The following is a 17,599-nucleotide window of genomic DNA, read 5'->3' as shown; positions in this document are numbered from 1 at the left end:
ATTTTAAATAACTATTTTATCGTATTTAGTAAATTTTAAGTATTTTTTTGGTAACATTTCGCAATTTTTTGAATTTAAAAAGGGGCGAATATGAACAATATGGATAGGCTTTACTCTTTCAAAGACAATTGCGGGTTTGGCTTACTAGCAAATTTAAATAATATTCCTAGTTATCAAAATACAAGCGACGCCATAACAGCACTTGAGCGTATGATGCATAGAGGCGCTATAGCTAGCGATGGTAAAAGTGGTGATGGTTGCGGACTGCTTTTTTCTATGCCTATAAATTTTATGAAAAAATCGGCAAAGGCTTGCGGAGTATCTCTTCCTGAGCAATTTGGCGTGGCTATGGTTTTTCTAAAAACCAAAGAGCATATAGATAAATTTGAAGAGATCTGTCTAAAAAACGATCTAAAAGTTATCCTAAAAAGAGATGTTCCTATAAATGAAGACGCACTTGGAAAGTTGGCTCTTGAAACTCTTCCTAGGATAGTTCAGTTTTTTATCACGCCAAATACCATAATCGCCAAAAAGTATTTTAAATCACTGCTTTATCTAGCTAGACGCGAGATCCAAAAAACACTGCAAGAAGATGACGACTTTTATATATGTTCATTTTCAGATAAAGTCATAGTGTATAAAGGTCTTATTATGCCTACTTATATAAAGACTTTTTTCAAAGACTTAAGCGATCCTGATTTTACGACAAGTTTTGCTCTATTTCATCAGAGGTTTTCTACAAATACACTTCCAAAATGGCGTTTAGCGCAGCCATTTCGTACTATCGCTCACAACGGAGAGATAAACTCTATCAGCTCAAACCGTGTAAATTTGAGCATTCAAGAAAAATGTCTAAAAAGTCGTGTATTTACCGCTGAAGAGCTAAATACAATGCTTCCTATAACAAAAAGTGATAGAAGTGATAGCGCAAGTCTAGATAATATGTTTGAGTTTTTGATAGAAAACGATGTGGATTTTTTCAAAGCCGTCAGGCTTGTAGTGCCTGCACCTTGGCAAAATAGCCCTTATACGGATGCAAAAATTCGTTCGTTTTATGAATACACGAGCCCAAACTTCGCTCCTTGGGACGGACCAGCTGCAGTATCTTTTACAAATGGTAGATTTATAGCTTGTTGTTTGGATAGAAATGGTCTTCGTCCAGCAAAATACATTATAACAAAAGACAATAGAGTTTTGATATCTAGCGAGTATGGTGTTCTTGATATAGATGAAGAAAGTATCAAAGAGCGTGGCAGACTTCAAAGCGGTCAGATGATAGGGCTAGATCTAAAGTATGGTAAGATTATGAAAAACGACGAGATCAACGACTATATCAAAAATAGCCAAAACTATACTAAATGGCTAAATGAAAATATGATACATCTTGAAGAATTTGTAGAAGTGCCTTTTGAAAGCTATAGTGATTATGAGCTACCAAATTTACACGCGATGCAAAGAAACTTTAGCGTAACTAATGAATTTAAAGAGATGATCTTAAACTCAATGCTAACTAGCGGTAAAGAAGCAACCGGTTCTATGGGAGATGATACGAGCTTGGCTGCATTTAGTGAGCATCAAAGGAGATTTAGCGATTTTTTTAAGCAAAAATTTGCTCAAGTAACAAATCCGCCTATCGATCCACTTCGTGAAATGGTAGTAATGAGCTTAAACGTGACTTTTGGCGAAAATAGAAATTTCCTTGAAGAGAGTGAGTTACATGCAAAGCGTATAAAAACGATATCGCCTATCCTTATGCAAGAAAAGTTTGAAGTTCTAAAGAGTTTTGGTGATGAGTCTAGTCCTAGATATCAGAGTGAATTTAAAAACCAAACTTTTAGTACATTATTTAGCGAGAATTTAAAAGGCAGTTTAGAAGATCTTGTTTATGATGTCATAAATGCCGTAAATAACGGTATCCATATCATCATACTAGACGATAGAGGGCTAGATGAGAAAAATGCCGCTATCCCTATGGCTATGGCAGTAGGTAGAGTCCATCAAGCCTTGATAGAAGAAGGTATTAGATACAAAGTCAGTATCATCGCCGTAAGCGGTGAGCTACTAGACTCTCATAGCTCTGCTATGATGATAAGCTACGGTGCAAGCGCTGTTTATCCGTATTTGCTTTTTGCTAGTGGTTATGAGATTTTGAGATCGCAAGACAGCACAGATATAAAAGCCGGACTTAAAAATATCCATCACGCGCTAAATGCAGGACTTTTAAAAACTATGTCAAAAATGGGAATTTCTACAGTCGGAAGCTATAAAAATTCAGCCTTATTTGATATCTTAGGTCTTAGTCAAAATATAGTAGATGAGTGTTTTTCTCCTTCGGTTGCTCTTATAGCCGGTCTTGGCTACGAAGATATAGAAAATAGAGTTCTTAAGTATCACAAAGAAGCTTTTAACTATAAAAATCATCTGTTGCCTTTAAAACTTGGCGGCTTTTATAAATACCTTGATAAAGACGAATTCCACGATTATACGCCATTTATCATAAATCAAATTCATAAAACCAGTATAACTGCAGATATGAATGATTTTGCTAAAGTAAGAGATGCGGTTTTAAATCGTGGCAAAAAGATGATAAGGGACTTTTTGGATATCAAAAGCGATCGTGAGCCTATCAGTCTTGATAAGGTCGAGCCTATCAGCAATATCTTAAAACGTTTTAATAGTGCTGCTATGAGCCTTGGATCTATATCTCCAGAAGCGCACGAAACATTGGCTTTAGCTATGAATAAACTAGGAGCTATGAGTAACTCAGGCGAGGGCGGAGAGGCTGAAGATAGACTAAAAAGTCCAGCAAACTCACGTATAAAGCAGATCGCTAGTGGAAGATTTGGCGTAACGCCTGAGTATCTTGCAAGTGCAGATGAAATTCAGATCAAGCTTGCTCAAGGCGCAAAACCAGGCGAGGGTGGACAACTTCCGGGATATAAAGTAACAGGTCTCATAGCTACTCTTCGTTATACGACTCCTGGCGTTACTCTCATATCGCCACCGCCTCATCATGATATCTATAGTATAGAAGACCTTGCTCAGCTTATCTTTGATCTTAAACAGATAAATCCTAGAGCGGTTATCGCAGTCAAACTTGTTTCTAGTGCTGGGGTTGGAACTATAGCTGCTGGGGTTGCGAAGTGTTATGCTGATAAGATAGTGATAAGCGGAGGAGATGGAGGAACGGGCGCGGCAAACTGGAGCAGTATTAAATTTACTGGCAATCCATGGGAGCTTGGTCTTATCGAAGCTCATAACGCTTTAAAAGTAAATAATCTAAGGAGCAATGTTCATCTTCAAACTGATGGCGGACTAAAGATAGGAGCTGATATCATAAAAGCGGCGCTATTAGGCGCAGAGAGCTATGCTTTTGGAACTTTGGCTTTAGTGATACTTGGATGTAAGGTTTTAAAAATTTGTCATCTAAATCGTTGCAGCGAGGGCGTGGCTACTCAAGATCCGGCTTTGAGAGATAAATTTGTAGGAAGCGTAGATAGAGTGGTTAATTATTTCACTCTTTTAGCTGAAGATGTTAGACTTGAACTAGCTAAAATGGGATATGAGAGTTTAGATGATATCATCGGTAGAAACGAGCTTTTAGTGCCAAATAATTCTAAATTTGATCTAAGTGAGCTTACTAGAGTAGTTCCTGGCGATAATAAAAGTAGTGGTAAGAAAAATGAGCCGTTTGATAAGAATGAATTTGAAAAAAGCGTACTTAAAGAAATATATAAAACTATACAAAATCCAGGCGAAAGAGTTGTAGTAGATAAGAAAATTTGCAATCAAAATAGAAGCTTTGGCACTCTTATCAGCGGTGAGATAGCTAAATTTTACGGCAATAAAGGTCTTGCTAGTCAAACTATAAGAATAAATTTAAATGGTATCGCTGGTCAAAGTTTAGGAGCGTTTTTAGCTAGTGGAATGGCTATTTATCTAAAAGGAAGCGCAAATGATTATGTCGGAAAAGGTATGAATGGCGGTCGTATAGTGATCGCCCCAAATGATCCGCAAAACTACTTTGCAGTCGCGGGGAATACTTGTCTTTATGGTGCTACGGGTGGTAAATTTTTTGCTAGTGGTATAGTAGGAGAGAGATTTTGCGTAAGAAATTCTGGGGCAACTGCTGTCGTAGAAGGCGTAGGAGATCACGCTTGTGAGTATATGACTGGCGGAGTTGTAGCGGTGCTTGGTGAAACAGGTATAAATTTTGGCGCAGGAATGACTGGCGGTATCGCTTTTGTGTGGGATGAAAAAAGAGAGTTTATAGATAAACTAAATGTTGAGCTAGTCGTCGCTTTGCGTATAGATACAGATGAGTTAGATGAAGTTCGTCATTTCTTTAAAAGGCTTTTAAAAGTGTATTATAATGAGACTAAAAGCGTAAGGGCGAAATATATACTTGACAATTTTAGAGATACCATAAGAGAGTTTTGGATGGTTAAACCAAAAGATATGTCCAAACTTCCACTAAATCCAGCTGAGGGGGACTGATATGCAAGAATTTATAAAATATTCAAGAGAAAAAACTATAAAAAGAGATGAGAACGAAAGAGTAAAGGATTTTAAAGAGATATATCAAATTTTTAACTTGCAAAACGCTACTAAGCAAGCTAGCAGATGCGTACAGTGTGCAAATCCATTTTGTCATTTTTCTTGTCCGCTTCATAACTACATACCATTTTGGCTTTTAAATGTGGCAAATTCAAATTTAGATATAGCCTTTAAGCTTAGCAACGAAACAAATCCCTATCCTGAGATCACAGGACGTGTATGTCCGCAAGATAGACTTTGTGAGGGCGCTTGTACTTTAAATGACAATTTTGGTGCTATAACGATAGGTGCTATCGAGACTTTTATAAGCGAAAATGGTTTAAATAATGGTATGAAGCCATTTACAAAAGTAGAGCCTAAGAACAAAAAAGTAGCCATCATCGGCTCAGGTCCTGCTGGACTTTCAGTTGCAACTTATCTTATAAGAGAGGGTGTGAGCGTACAAATTTACGAAGCTAGTAAGAGGGCAGGGGGACTTTTGGCTTATGGAATTCCTGGATTTAAGATAGATAAAAGCGTGGTCGAAAGACGAGTAGGCTTGTTAAGTGAAGCAGGTTGTACTTTTCATACGGATACTTTTGTAGATGATGCTAAATTTGAAGAACTTATCAGCGAATTTGACGCAGTAGTTTTAGCTTATGGAGCTAGAACAGGCAAGATTTTAGGACTTGCAAATGAGAGTGCTAATGGCTGCTATAAAGCTCTTGATTTTCTAAGCATTATACAAAAAGAGCAGTACAAAGAAGATGGTGTAAGCTTAGATCTAAGCGGTAAAAAAGTAGTTGTAATCGGTGGTGGCGATACTGCTATGGACTGTTTAAGAAGTGCTCTTAGAAAAGGTGCCACTAGTGCTACTTGTATATATAGAAGAGATCTTGCTAGTATGCCAGGAAGCAAAAAAGAGTATGTAAATGCAGGAGAAGAGGGGGCAAGTTTTATATTTAACGCTGCCCCAAAAGATATAGTCGTAAATGACAATAACGAAGTCGTGGCTTTAAATATCTCAAAGACGATCTTAAAAGGAACAAGCGTAGAGATCGTAAAAGGTGGCGAAACTATGCTAAATGCTGATGTGATCGTGTGTGCTTTGGGATTTGATGTTGAAAATCTAAAGTTTTTAAGTGCAAATGGTATAGAGCTCGATAAAAAAGGCAGGATCGCAACTGATGATGAGCTTAGGACTAGTAAAGCAGGAATTTATGCTTGTGGTGATTGTAGGAGAGGAAGTGACCTTGTCGTAACAGCTGCAAGTGAAGGAAAAAAAGTAGCTATGACTATCATCAAGGATCTTGGGATTTAACGTGCATTAATATTTTTGAGTCTTTTAGTCTAACTTTTGATAATTACGAAAAAATGAAGGAAAAACGTGGATTTTGTAACTATTTTTGGTTCTGCAAGATTTGATGAAGATAATATTTATTATAAAAAAACTGTAGAACTAGCAAATAAAATATCAAAAGCAGGTTATGGTATAGTGAGTGGTGGAAGTGGTGGCATTATGGAAGCTGCAAATAAAGGAGCTTTTTTAAACGGTGGAGAGAGTATCGGGATAAACGTTATGCTACCATTTGAGCAAAAGACAAACCCATACTGTACTAGCTCAAAAGTTATACCAAATTTATCAAAAAGAAAAGACGAACTCATAGAAAAAAGTTTTGCTTTTGTTATTATGCCTGGTGGATTTGGTACGCTTGATGAGCTTTTTGAAGTATTGACTTTAGCTCAAACAGGACTTAGAAAACATAAGATAATATTTTGTTGCAGTGATTTTTGGAAGCCTCTTTTGGATTTTTTTGAGACAAAACTTTTACCTAATAAAGTGATATCTCATTCTAGCTTAGAGCTTTATGCGGTAATTGATGATATAGATGAGATAGTTAAGTATTTAAAATCATAAAATTAGAGTATTTATTTGTCAGTTAAACAAAAGAGCAAATAGCCTAAAACTAGGCTATTTTATTTTAAATTCGTATAACTCGCTTCAAATTTAGACGGCTTCATAAGTCCATTTTTCACAAGCTCTTGATACCAATAATGGTGCAGTATATAGACTTCTTCTTCTTCTTTATATCCTGTTATTATGGAGTGTATCGCACCTTTTATCGCAAAAACAGCCATATAGATATGCACTAGTAAAAAGACAGCACACACTATGCCTATGATATTATGAACTACCGCTGCTAGTCTTAAGACTTCTACTTGAGTTAGTCCAAAGACGCTACTTAAAATAGGAGTGTTGAAGTTTAAAAAATACATCGCCACGCCTGTTAATATCATCACAAATCCACCCAACATCGCTACCCAAAACCACGCTTTTTGACCTGCGTTGAATTTGCCTGCTGGAACTGGATTTTTGATTTTAGATAGATATCCACCCACTATCATCATCCATTTTATATCATAAACAGATAAAAGCATTCTTTTGCCCCACATTAAAAACATAGGAACGATGCTTATAGCAAATAATATAGTTGCTATCCCGTGCAAGTTTTTCATTAAACGAACAAAAAATCCACCACCAAATAGATCTCCCCACATCATTATCACGCCAGTAGGTACTAGGATCACCCACGAGATAGCAGCGATCAAATGCACTAAACGGACGTATTTCGAAAAAGCATACACTTTTCCGCTATGATGATCAAAATGTTTTGGACCCACAACCATATAATGTGCGCTAAATGCAATTAAAACGGCTATTATCGCTATAGCCACGCCGTAAGAAAAGTAGTCGTTTCCTTGCAAGTATGTCCAAAGCGAACCAAAATAGCTATCGTATCTGTCTATGCCGACTAGGCGGTTATCGTCCCATATAGGGCTCATACCTTGGTTTATGCCTTCTAGTTGATTTGCGCCGTTAGCTCCTAGCATAACACAAGCTGATACTAAAAACAAAAGAAGTTTTTTCATTAAAATTCCTTGTTAATTTTGTGTTAATTCTACAAAAATAGCGCTTATAAATCGCTTGTTTTGTATCTTAATTTATTAAATTTAAATTTATATCAAAATATATAAATTTAATTAAAATATTTTTATGTTTTTATAAGCGGTTATGATAAAATCATTTGCTAAAAATTTAAAATATGTAAAAATATTACGCTCTTATTTACAAAAACTTTAAATAAGCATTTTATAATATCAACTATTTTACAATACAATTTAAAGGAACAAATTTGAAAATCTTAGTTGCTCTCAGTGGAGGCGTGGATAGTTCAATGTCTGCTAAGTATCTGCAAGATATGGGATATAATATAGTAGGTTGCTATATGAAGTTACACACAAAGCCTGGATATCACGAAGAAAATATAAGAAAAGTAAAAAAAGTAGGAGATTTTTTAGGGATAGAAACACACGTTTTAAATTTAGAAGATAAATTTAAAAAAGAAGTTTTTATGCCGTTTGTAAATGCCTATAAAACAGGACTCACTCCAAATCCTTGTGCGATTTGTAATAAAATGATTAAATTTGGTGCTTTATGGGAATTTGCTAAAAGCTTGGGCTGCGATAAAATAGCCACTGGGCATTATGCTAGGATAGAAAACGGTCTTATAAAATCAGCAGTTGATAAAAGCAAAGATCAAAGCTATTTTTTAGCAAATATAGATCCGCAGATACTACCTAATATCATATTTCCTTTAGGCGATAAACTAAAATCAGACATAAAAGCAGCAGCTGCAAAAATACCTCAAATATCCGAACTAGCTTCGCAAAAAGAGAGTAGTGAAATTTGTTTTGTCGAGACTACTTACATTGACGTTTTAAAAGAGTATTTTGATACAAACTTACCAGGAGTAGTTAGAGACGTAAGCGGAAAGGCTATCGGAAAACATAACGGTTATATGCACTACACTATAGGAAAAAGACGTGGATTTAGCATTAGTGGAGCTCACGAGCCACACTATGTTCTAGGTATCGATGCAGCCAAAAACGAGATAATCGTAGGGCTAAAAAATGAGCTTGAAAACTACGAATTTAAGACTTCAAATTTTAATAACTTTACAGATAAAGATAGTTTTGAATGCTTCGTAAAGATCCGCTATCGTAGCGAGAAATTGCCTTGTTTGGTAAGTAAATTTGAAAGTGGTTTAAAAGTAAATCTTAAACAAAATAACGCTTCAGGAGTTGCTAGTGGGCAACTTGCGGTATTTTATGATGAATTTGATAGAGTGTTGGCAAGCGGATTTATAAAATAATTTCATAAATAAATTTAATTGCAAAATTTTAACAATTTTCGACTGAAATTTAAAATGATAAGAAATTTTGCCTAACAACAATGACAAAAATTGCAAAAACAAAGACGATTTTTAAAGCGATAAAATTAATCGTTATTTTTGAAAATTGTTTGAAATAATTTAAGGCACTTTAAAAAACTTTAAGAGCTTGGCTAAAAATTTAAAAATGGAATTTAAAGATCAATAAGCAGATGAGAATTAGCGATAAAAAGGCGTAATTTGTGCCTTTTTATCTTGCTTGTATGCTATCTATTTGTATCTTCTGTCCAGCTACCATCAGAAAATATATTTGAATCTGCCATAGAAACACCATTATTTCCGTATGATATCCATTTGCTAACTGCTTCTAGATTTCTAAAAACTTTGCAAAAAGAGCTGTTGTCGCTAGTGGCTTTTACATGGACATAAGCTCTTGAAGCTTTATTTGTCCCTTGTGCGTTTTGGTTGCCAGTAGGCCATAACTCTACACATTTTATCCACTCTTCTTTCGTTGGATCTTGTTGATTTTGTTCAAGTGATAGTTTGTATTGTGGCGACATTTCTAATATGGCTTCTTGCCATTGTGTTTGACCTTTTGTTTTGAAATCTATAAGATTGCCGTTGGCTATGTAGTATGTTTTTAGCTGTATTAAAACATCTTTTAAAGTCCCTGCTTGGCTAGTTGCTTTCGCGTCGGTTGCAGTTAAAACTAGTTTTGGTAACGCAAGACTTGCTAAGATAGCTATAATCACTATAACAAATACAAGCTCTATCATAGTAAAAGCTTTTTTCATATTTTGTCCTTATTTTAGATATCCAAAATTTGATAATCTAGCGTTGAGAAATATGGGTAAATAATGTAAAAACTAAGCCTCCCTCCATAGAGAGAGACTTTTATCGTTATTTTTTAATTCTTTTTTTGTGGTTCTTCTTTAAATATACTAGAACCACCTACTTGGATACCATATTTGCTCCAGTCTTTAAATGCTTGAGTTCCTCTAACTGCTGAACAAAATGATGAATCGGCATTACTATCAGCTTTTGCGACTTTTATGTTTGCAGGATTAGCATTACTTCCATCGTTTAGAGTAAATTTAACACATTTTGTCCAGTTATTTCCTGTTTTTTTTGTAGCTTGTTCATAAGTAGGAGATATCTTTTTCATATCATCTTCGCTGATAGTGCCGTTTGTATTAGTAGCACTAGTAGTTGTTGTGCTATCAGTAGGTTTGAAAGTTCCATTTACAGTGTAATAAGCTGTAAATTGAGTAATTACATCTTTCATCTCTACTGCTGCTTTTGCTGCTTCAGCATCATCTCTTGTAGCTGCTAGTTTTGGCACTGCAAGGCTCGCCAAAATACCTAAAATAACGATAACGAACACAAGTTCGATCATTGTAAAACCTTTTTTCATTTGTTTCTCCTTAAGAAAATTTGCTTTATATACTTTTATATAAAGTTATGTGCAATGGTAACACTTATAAACTTAAGAAATTATCAAATTTCACAGATCTTGATTAATTTTTAGCCTATATGAATTTAAACTTTAAAGCAAAGTAATTACGACTTTAGAAAATTTATAAATTTAAGTTAAATTTAGATAGAATAAGCCATTAAATTTGCATTAAGGTAGAGTTAATGAGAAAATACAAAATAGCCGTAGTCGGCGCTACAGGCGCAGTCGGCGAAGATATATTTAGGGTTTTAGACGAGATGAATTTCCCAGTTAGTAGCATTTTGCCTCTAGCAAGTAGCAGAAGTGCTGGAGAAAGTATCGAATTTAGGGGGAAAAACTATACTATTCTTGAGCTAACAGATAGCGTTTTTGAAGAACACGAGATAGATATCGCATTTTTTAGTGCAGGTGGAAGTATTTCAGCTCATTTTGCTCCTTTAGCTGCTGCTAGTGGAGCTGTCGTCATAGACAATACTAGCCATTTTAGAATGGATCCTGATGTTCCTTTGGTAGTTCCTGAGTGCAATCCTGAGGATATAACTAAGTGGAATGTAAAAGGCATCATAGCAAATCCAAACTGTTCAACCATACAAATGGTTCAAGTGCTAAAACCGCTTGATGATACATTTGGTATAAAAAGAGTAGATGTGAGTACGTATCAAGCTACTAGTGGCGCTGGTAAAAAAGGCATGGAAGAGCTAGTCTATCAGATGCAAAAGTTTTTTGAGTTTAAACTAGACGAGTGCGAACCAAAAGCATTTAAACATCAAATCGCGTTAAATGTAATACCTCATATCGATGTGTTTTTAGACAACGACTATACAAAAGAAGAGATGAAAATGGTCAATGAAACACAAAAAATATTACATAAAAATATGGAAGTAAGTGCTACTTGCGTTCGTGTTCCTGTTCTTAGAAGTCATAGTGAGAGTATAACTATACATTTTGAAAAAGACGTAAATGTAGCTAAAGCAGTAGAGGTTTTAAAAAATGCGCCAAGCGTAGTGGTTCAAGACGATCCTGTGCACGATCTATATCCTATGCCAATCCACGCTAGCGATACAAATGAGACCTATGTTGGACGTATCAGAAAAGATAACTATCAAGATAATATTTTACATCTTTGGTGCGTGGCTGATCAAATACGAGTAGGAGCAGCTACAAATGCAGTAAGAATCGCACAAAAATGGTGCGAACTACAAGAAGCCGGGGTTTAAGCCCTAGCTTCTTGTCGCTTGTCTTAAAAAATATTTAATTTATTTTTATACAATGCCACGCTAAAAAATATATGAGGATTTTAATGCTGGAAAAAATTTTTGAAAAATTACTTTGGAATTCAAGATTTGTAACGATTTTGCCAGTCGTTTTTGGGCTTATTGGCTCGTTTGTTATGTTTATGGTAGCAAGCTATGATATCATCAAAGTTATGCTTCAAGCGTGGCAATACCTAGTTTTAGGCGATCATAGCATAGATTTACACAGTGATGCCGTAGGGCTTATCATAGGGGCGATTGATCTTTATCTTATGGCTTTGGTGTTTTTTATATTTAGTTTTGGAATTTATGAGCTTTTTATCAGCGAGATAGATGGCATAAAAAACACAAGACAAGCTAGAGTTTTAGAAGTCCATAGTTTAGATCAGCTAAAAGATAAAATAGGTAAAGTTATCGTTATGGTTTTGGTTGTAAATTTTTTTCAAAGAGTATTGCACGCTAAATTTACTACTCCGCTTGAGATGGCGTATTTAGCAGTTTCTATACTAGCGCTTTGCTTGGGATTATATTTTTTACATAAAAGTTCAACTCATTAAGGATTTAAAATGATATTTATAGATGCATGTTTTGGAAAGCACACAGACTATACTCCGGTATGGATGATGAGACAAGCAGGACGTTATCTGCCAGAATATATGAAAGTAAGAGAGCAAGCAGGCGACTTTTTATCTTTATGCAAAGACTATAAAAAAGCTAGTGAAGTAACGCTTCAACCAGTAGATATTTTGGGCGTTGATGCTGCTATAATGTTTAGTGATATTTTGGTTGTTCCTCTTGAAATGGGTATGGATCTTAAATTTGTAAAAGGTGAAGGCCCTGTGTTTGAAAATCCTATAAAATCTATGGAAGATCTTGATAAACTAAGCACCGAAAAAGCTATAAAGAATTTAGATTATGTATATGATACTATAAAGCTGACTAGAGATAAACTAGCTAAGGATAAGGCTCTCATAGGATTTTGTGGTGCTCCATGGACGATAGCTACATATATGATAGAAGGTGGTAGCACAAAGACTTATAACATCAGTAAAAAGATGGTTTATGACAATCCACAACTTCTTCACGCCATACTTCGTAAGGTTACGAATGCTCTAAAGCTTTACCTTGAAGAACAGATAAAAGCCGGAGTAGATGCGGTGCAGATTTTCGATAGCTGGGCTAGTGCGTTAGAAGAGAGTGCGTATATGGAGTTTGGATTTAGCTATATAAACGAGATAGTAGATTTCTTAAAAGAGCGCTATGCACATATCGCAGTTATCGTATTTCCAAAAGGGATCAGTGGATTTTTGAGTAAGATAACAGGTAAATTTGACGTATTTGGCGTGGATTGGAGTACGCCACTTAAAAATGCTAAAGAGATACTTGGTAAAAACTATGTTTTACAAGGAAATATGGAACCAACAAGGCTTTATAATAAAGACGCTATAGATGAGGGCGTAAGTGAGATATTAAGCATTATGCGTGGATCAAGGCATATTTTCAACTTAGGTCATGGCATACTTCCTGATGTTCCTGTTGAAAACGCAAAGTACTTCATAAAATTAGTTCAAGAAAAATCGGCAAAATATTGCAAATGAGCTATCCTAAAAAATCATACAAATATATATTTGGCCCAGTGAGTAGCAGGAGGTTTGGCAGTTCGCTTGGGATCGACTTAAGCCCATTTAAAAAGTGCTGTAATTTCGACTGTGTTTATTGTGAGTTAAGCCGTGCAAAAGTCGTTTCTATGATAGAAGAACCACCTTTAGTAAAAGACATCATAAGTGAGCTAAAAGAAGCTTTAAAAGAGTTTCCAAACGTAGATGTTATCACGCTTACTGCAAACGGAGAGCCGAGCCTTTATCCAAATTTAAAAGAGCTTATAAAAGAGCTAAACGCCATTAAAACTACACAAAAAACACTTATTTTAAGCAATGGAACTGCAGTCTTGCATAGTGATAAATTTGATGCGCTCTTAGATTTAGATATAGTCAAATTTAGCCTTGATAGTGTTGTCCAAAAGACTTTTAGGAAAATAGACAGAGCTATAAAAAACTATAGCACCGACTTGATAGTAGAAAAGATGAGCGAATTTAGAGATAAATTCAGAGGAAAACTCATCTTAGAAGTCCTTGTAGTAAGTGGTTTTAACGACAATGAGAGTGAGTTTAAAGCTTTAAATAAAGCTTACGAAAGTATCCGTCCTGATAGAGTAGATATAAGTAGCATCGATAGACCGCCTGCGCACGATGTCAAAGGTGTTTCAAGTGATTTATTATACAAGCTTTCTAGTCTGATAACGGCGTCTAAAGTTTGCGTAGCTACAAAAAAAGCACTTGGAGAAAAGCTCGATTTTAGCCTTGATGAGCTAAGAAAACTTCTAAAACTAAGACCACAAAGCAAATTTGACATAGAGAACAATTTCTCGCCTAGCTCAAAAGCAAATTTAGATATCTTGCTTAGTAATGGTGAAGCAAAAGAATTTGATCTAGCTGGAGTTATGTTTTATAAAATTTAGATTGATTTTTTATACTTTTTTTGAATTTCATAATCAACAAAACCATTTCAAAAATCTTGTAATTCCAAAAAGTTTCTACCAAGACCAAATCTAATAAAACCACGCTAAAACCGATATTTAACCCATAAATTTAAATTATTTAAAGCATAAAATTGCGCTTTTATGTTTGACATTATTTAATTAAATTTAATATAATCCCGTCTTTAAAAATCAACCAAAAAGGACAAAAATGAAAAAATTTATTCTTTGTTTTATCGCTATAGTTTGCATAGCTACTGCGTCTGAGATAGATATGCATGGCAAGATGGGAGCAGCGCCTTTAGCAAGTTCCCAGCTTAATGCTGCTAAAAACAAAATTTTAGTTCAAAATTTCTGGAATGCTGTTTTTAACGAACACAAAATTTCTGTTATAGATGAAATTGTCGATGAAAAATACATTCAACACAATCCAGATTTCAAAGATGGCAGAAGTGCGTTTAAAGATGGTATAAGCAGCTTTTTCAAAGAATTTCCAAATAGCAGCGCACAGATTAAGCATATCGGCGCAGATGGCGATTTGGTCTTTATCCACAACCATATCAAGCTAAATGCTGATGACAGGGGACAAGCGGCTATGGATATTTTCCGCCTTAAAGATGGCAAGATAGTAGAGCACTGGGACATCATCCAAGACATCCCTGAAAAAAGCCAAAACAACAACACAATGTTTTAAATGGCTCAAAAATTGATTTAAAACGATAAGCTTAGGTTGAAGTTAGTTTTGCGACCTTTGAAAACGGCTAAATTTTAGCCGTTTTGACACTCATATTTTTATCTGTATTTATTTGATTTTTGGGTTTAAATTTGAATTAAAATTAAATTTGATTTAAATTTGAAAAAGCCAAATTTGAATTTGGCTTTTAGATGCTCTTTGTAAAGCGATTTTATGTCTTTAAATTTGTAATCCAAATTTGAAACGATAAATTTATCTTTTAGAGTATTTATAAGCCATAAAAGAAACTAGGCTTGAAAGTACTAGTATAAAAGCACTTGCTATAAAAGTTAGCTTATAGCCAAAACTATCAAAAATTGCGCCACCAAAACTAGCCCCAAAAGCTATGGCTAGCTGGACTACTGCTACCATAAGTCCGCCTGCTGCTTCGGCCCTTGAGGGCGCTACTTTGCTTACCCAAGTCCACCAAGCCACAGGAGCTGATGTGCCTAAAAGCCCCCAAAATCCTAGTAAAATAAACATCGCTAGAAGTGAATTTGCAAAGCATATCAGCAAAATAGATACGATAGACATAAATATCGGTATCAAAACAAGCAAACTAAAAAGCCTGGTTTTTAGAATATTGCCTATGATAAATGTTCCGCCTAATCCACAAGCTCCCATAAAAAGAAGTATAGCTGAGAGCGTGAAAGCATCTACTTTTGTTTGCATCTCTAAAAATGGTCTAAGATAGGTAAAAAGTGTGAATTGTCCCATAAAAAATAGCGTAACGCCAAGCATTCCAAGAGATATTTTAAGCTCTTTTAATAGGCTAAAAACACTTCCTAGCCGTGGTCTATGACCATCTTTGTGCGTGGTGGGTAGATTTGGCATGCTTTTATATAACCATAAAAAAGTCACCAAAGCTAGTGGAACTATGGTAAAAAACGCCCCTCTCCAACCGATAATCTCTCCAAGAAAGCTGCCCAAAGGCGCTGCGATGAGCGTAGATAGCGCATTGCCGCCATTTAGTATGGCTAGAGCTTTTGGCACTGAGATCTGTGGCACTAGCCTCATAACAGTAGCCGCACTCATCGACCAAAATCCACCCACGCACACCCCTAGCAAGGCTCTGCCTATCATCAGCGTAAGTCCGTTTGGCGCAAATGCGACTATCACTCCTGATATTTCCATCAAAACACTAAAAAACAAAAGTATGCTTTTTCTATCTATCTTGCCTGCTACTGAGGTCAAAAATAGTGCGGTAATGAGAGCAAAAACTCCAGATACAGATATGCTCTGACCTGCTTCTCCGTTTGTTATAGATAGATCGCTCGCTACTAGGGTGAGTAAGCTAACTGGCATAAACTCAGACGCAACTAGCACAAAAGCGCCTAAACTCATCGCCCACACAGCGCCCCATTTTGGATTTATTCGTTCATTCATTATTGTCCTTGCTATTTTTTGGATTTAAATTTGTGTTGATTTTTAAATTTCATAAAGCCAAATTTGGCTTTATGCGTTAGTCTTTTTTGAAAGTGAGTTTAAAATCATAAATTCCTATCTATATAGTAGCTGAGTCAATCACATATCTATATCTAGCTTCTTTGTTTAGCACTTTTTTCCACGCGCCATTTATCTCTTTTGCATCTATGATCTCTATATTTGGATATATCTTGTTTTTAGCGCAGTAATCCACGACATCTTGCGTTTCACGCATATCGCCGATGAGCGAAGCTGTGAAATTTACTCTAGTAGCGGCTAATCCTAGGTTTTGCAATGTTAGCTCAAATTTAGGTGGCATTCCTACTTGAGTAAATGTCCCAAATGGTTTTACGCAACTAGCGTAAGCTGCGATGTCAAATTGCGCTGGGATAGTGCTTATCATATAATCTAATTTTTGATTATAAGCTTCTAGTTTTGAGATATTATCTACGACTACTACTTCTTTTGCGCCAAAACTTAGTATGTCTTTTACTTTGTCTGCAGTAGTTGTAAATGCGATGACTTCGGCGCCTTTGCTAATGGCTAACTTAACAGCCATATGTCCAAGTCCTCCGATACCAGCTACGCCGACTTTGTCGCCTTTTTTTATCTTGTATTTCATAAGTGGTGAGTATGTTGCCACTCCTGCACAAAGTAGCGGCGCTGCTTGCTCGAAGCTGATGTTTTCAGGGATATGTACCGCAAAGTGAGCATTTACGACTAAATTTGTAGAGTAACCACCTTGACTTATGGTAGTAGGCTCTCTTTTGTCTAGATATCCGTAGGTAAAGATAGTATCTTTGCAGTACTGCTCGCCGCCGTTTTTACATTTGTTTAGATCCGTATCTACCATGCAGCCCACTCCTGCTCTGTCGCCGACTTTAAATTTAGTAACATTTTTGCCTATTTCTCTAACGATACCTACTATCTCGTGGCCAGGGACTTGTGGATAGACTTGCTTACCCCAGTCGCCTTTCATCTGATGAATGTCTGAGTGACAAATACTAGCAAATTTGATATCTATAAGTATATCATCATCTCCTAGTGGTCGCCTTGTAAATTCCCAAGGTCTTAGAATTCCCGTTTCATCAAAAGCAGCCCATCCGCGAGATTTTACACCTGCTTTTGAACTATCCCAGTTTTGCGCACCAAATACATTTGATGCTCCGCCAAGCGCTACTGCAGCAGTTATCGTAGCTGTTTTTTTGATGAAATCTCTTCTATCTTCATTATTCATATTTATTTTCTCCCCTTATAATTTGGATTTTATATGGATATATTATAACCTATTATTTAAATTTAGGATAGAATATTTCTCCAGATCACTTGCCTAATCCTACAAAATTTAAAAAATATTCAAATTTAAAATACTACTTGTGTGATTTTAAAATTTACATAACACGACAAATTTAAATATAAAACATATAT

General features: G+C 35.7%; 14 protein-coding genes. 9 read left to right on the top strand and 5 right to left on the bottom strand.

Translation table 11 applies throughout. The annotated features are described in order from the left end of the window. Positions 1 to 99: 99 nt before the first annotated feature. The 3 genes from gltB (at position 100) to CHLWT_RS08010 (ending at position 6,454) form a co-directional block, all read left to right on the top strand. On the top strand, positions 100 to 4,497 hold the full coding sequence (gene gltB / locus CHLWT_RS08020; protein WP_111968820.1) for a glutamate synthase large subunit: 4,398 nt from the start codon (positions 100 to 102) through the stop codon (positions 4,495 to 4,497). A gap of 1 nt (position 4,498) precedes the next feature. Next, complete coding sequence (locus CHLWT_RS08015) at positions 4,499 to 5,857, top strand: glutamate synthase subunit beta (protein WP_111947984.1); 1,359 nt, start codon at positions 4,499 to 4,501, stop codon at positions 5,855 to 5,857. A 66-nt stretch (positions 5,858 to 5,923) separates the two neighbouring features. Then, on the top strand, positions 5,924 to 6,454 hold the full coding sequence (locus CHLWT_RS08010) for an LOG family protein (RefSeq protein WP_111947985.1): 531 nt from the start codon (positions 5,924 to 5,926) through the stop codon (positions 6,452 to 6,454). A gap of 59 nt (positions 6,455 to 6,513) precedes the next feature. On the opposite strand, the gene CHLWT_RS08005 is transcribed toward CHLWT_RS08010, so the two are convergent. After that, complete coding sequence (locus CHLWT_RS08005) at positions 6,514 to 7,467, bottom strand: formate dehydrogenase subunit gamma (RefSeq protein WP_112000141.1); 954 nt, start codon at positions 7,465 to 7,467, stop codon at positions 6,514 to 6,516. 263 nt (positions 7,468 to 7,730) lie between these two features. On the opposite strand from CHLWT_RS08005, the gene mnmA reads away from it, so the two are divergent. Then, positions 7,731 to 8,750: a tRNA 2-thiouridine(34) synthase MnmA gene (mnmA, locus tag CHLWT_RS08000; protein WP_112000142.1), complete on the top strand. Its 1,020-nt coding sequence runs from the start codon at positions 7,731 to 7,733 to the stop codon at positions 8,748 to 8,750. Between the two features lie 284 nt (positions 8,751 to 9,034). Here mnmA and CHLWT_RS09485 read toward each other — a convergent pair whose 3' ends face one another. Further along, positions 9,035 to 9,562, bottom strand: a complete 528-nt coding sequence (locus CHLWT_RS09485) for a type II secretion system protein (RefSeq protein ID WP_244948772.1) — start codon at positions 9,560 to 9,562, stop codon at positions 9,035 to 9,037. Between the two features lie 113 nt (positions 9,563 to 9,675). Next, entirely contained in the window at positions 9,676 to 10,182 is a 507-nt protein-coding gene (locus CHLWT_RS09605; RefSeq protein ID WP_280525905.1) for a type II secretion system protein, read from the bottom strand. Positions 10,183 to 10,406: 224 nt separating this feature from the next. Between CHLWT_RS09605 and CHLWT_RS07985 the strand changes: the two genes are divergently transcribed. The 5 genes from CHLWT_RS07985 to CHLWT_RS07965 all read left to right on the top strand — a co-directional run bounded on the left by CHLWT_RS07985 (position 10,407) and on the right by CHLWT_RS07965 (position 14,707). Next, positions 10,407 to 11,441 carry an aspartate-semialdehyde dehydrogenase gene (locus CHLWT_RS07985; RefSeq protein ID WP_112000143.1) on the top strand — a complete coding sequence of 345 codons (1,035 nt, stop codon included), beginning with the start codon at positions 10,407 to 10,409 and terminating at the stop codon, positions 11,439 to 11,441. A gap of 83 nt (positions 11,442 to 11,524) precedes the next feature. Next, positions 11,525 to 12,034, top strand: coding sequence for a YqhA family protein (locus tag CHLWT_RS07980; RefSeq protein WP_034962086.1), 510 nt, complete (start codon positions 11,525 to 11,527; stop codon positions 12,032 to 12,034). Positions 12,035 to 12,043: 9 nt separating this feature from the next. Then, positions 12,044 to 13,075: a uroporphyrinogen decarboxylase gene (gene hemE / locus CHLWT_RS07975; protein ID WP_111947990.1), complete on the top strand. Its 1,032-nt coding sequence runs from the start codon at positions 12,044 to 12,046 to the stop codon at positions 13,073 to 13,075. After that, entirely contained in the window at positions 13,072 to 13,995 is a 924-nt protein-coding gene (locus CHLWT_RS07970) for a radical SAM protein (protein ID WP_112000157.1), read from the top strand. Before hemE ends, CHLWT_RS07970 begins: the two co-directional genes overlap by 4 nt. A gap of 229 nt (positions 13,996 to 14,224) precedes the next feature. Next, positions 14,225 to 14,707, top strand: a complete 483-nt coding sequence (locus tag CHLWT_RS07965; RefSeq protein WP_211360602.1) for a nuclear transport factor 2 family protein — start codon at positions 14,225 to 14,227, stop codon at positions 14,705 to 14,707. Between the two features lie 252 nt (positions 14,708 to 14,959). On the opposite strand, the gene CHLWT_RS07960 is transcribed toward CHLWT_RS07965, so the two are convergent. Both CHLWT_RS07960 and CHLWT_RS07955 read right to left on the bottom strand, forming a co-directional pair. Then, positions 14,960 to 16,132 carry an MFS transporter gene (locus CHLWT_RS07960; protein WP_112000144.1) on the bottom strand — a complete coding sequence of 391 codons (1,173 nt, stop codon included), beginning with the start codon at positions 16,130 to 16,132 and terminating at the stop codon, positions 14,960 to 14,962. Positions 16,133 to 16,250: 118 nt separating this feature from the next. Then, positions 16,251 to 17,408, bottom strand: coding sequence for an NAD(P)-dependent alcohol dehydrogenase (locus CHLWT_RS07955; RefSeq protein ID WP_176320873.1), 1,158 nt, complete (start codon positions 17,406 to 17,408; stop codon positions 16,251 to 16,253). Positions 17,409 to 17,599 lie beyond the last annotated feature (191 nt).

The organism is Campylobacter hyointestinalis subsp. lawsonii, assembly GCF_013372165.1.
GTDB classification, from domain to species: domain Bacteria; phylum Campylobacterota; class Campylobacteria; order Campylobacterales; family Campylobacteraceae; genus Campylobacter; species Campylobacter lawsonii.
This window is presented reverse-complemented; position numbering and strand designations above follow the sequence as displayed.

Bases quoted from the DNA above. Each gene is read 5' to 3' on its own strand.
- gltB (WP_111968820.1), top strand. From the start codon at position 100: ATGGATAGGCTTTACTCTTTCAAAGACAATTGCGGGTTTGGCTTACTA.
- CHLWT_RS08015 (WP_111947984.1), top strand. From the start codon at position 4,499: ATGCAAGAATTTATAAAATATTCAAGAGAAAAAACTATAAAAAGAGAT.
- CHLWT_RS08005 (WP_112000141.1), bottom strand. From the start codon at position 7,467: ATGAAAAAACTTCTTTTGTTTTTAGTATCAGCTTGTGTTATGCTAGGA.
- CHLWT_RS09485 (WP_244948772.1), bottom strand. From the start codon at position 9,562: ATGAAAAAAGCTTTTACTATGATAGAGCTTGTATTTGTTATAGTGATT.
- CHLWT_RS09605 (WP_280525905.1), bottom strand. From the start codon at position 10,182: ATGAAAAAAGGTTTTACAATGATCGAACTTGTGTTCGTTATCGTTATT.
- CHLWT_RS07985 (WP_112000143.1), top strand. From the start codon at position 10,407: ATGAGAAAATACAAAATAGCCGTAGTCGGCGCTACAGGCGCAGTCGGC.
- CHLWT_RS07980 (WP_034962086.1), top strand. From the start codon at position 11,525: ATGCTGGAAAAAATTTTTGAAAAATTACTTTGGAATTCAAGATTTGTA.
- hemE (WP_111947990.1), top strand. From the start codon at position 12,044: ATGATATTTATAGATGCATGTTTTGGAAAGCACACAGACTATACTCCG.
- CHLWT_RS07970 (WP_112000157.1), top strand. From the start codon at position 13,072: ATGAGCTATCCTAAAAAATCATACAAATATATATTTGGCCCAGTGAGT.
- CHLWT_RS07965 (WP_211360602.1), top strand. From the start codon at position 14,225: ATGAAAAAATTTATTCTTTGTTTTATCGCTATAGTTTGCATAGCTACT.
- CHLWT_RS07960 (WP_112000144.1), bottom strand. From the start codon at position 16,132: ATGAATGAACGAATAAATCCAAAATGGGGCGCTGTGTGGGCGATGAGT.
- CHLWT_RS07955 (WP_176320873.1), bottom strand. From the start codon at position 17,408: ATGAATAATGAAGATAGAAGAGATTTCATCAAAAAAACAGCTACGATA.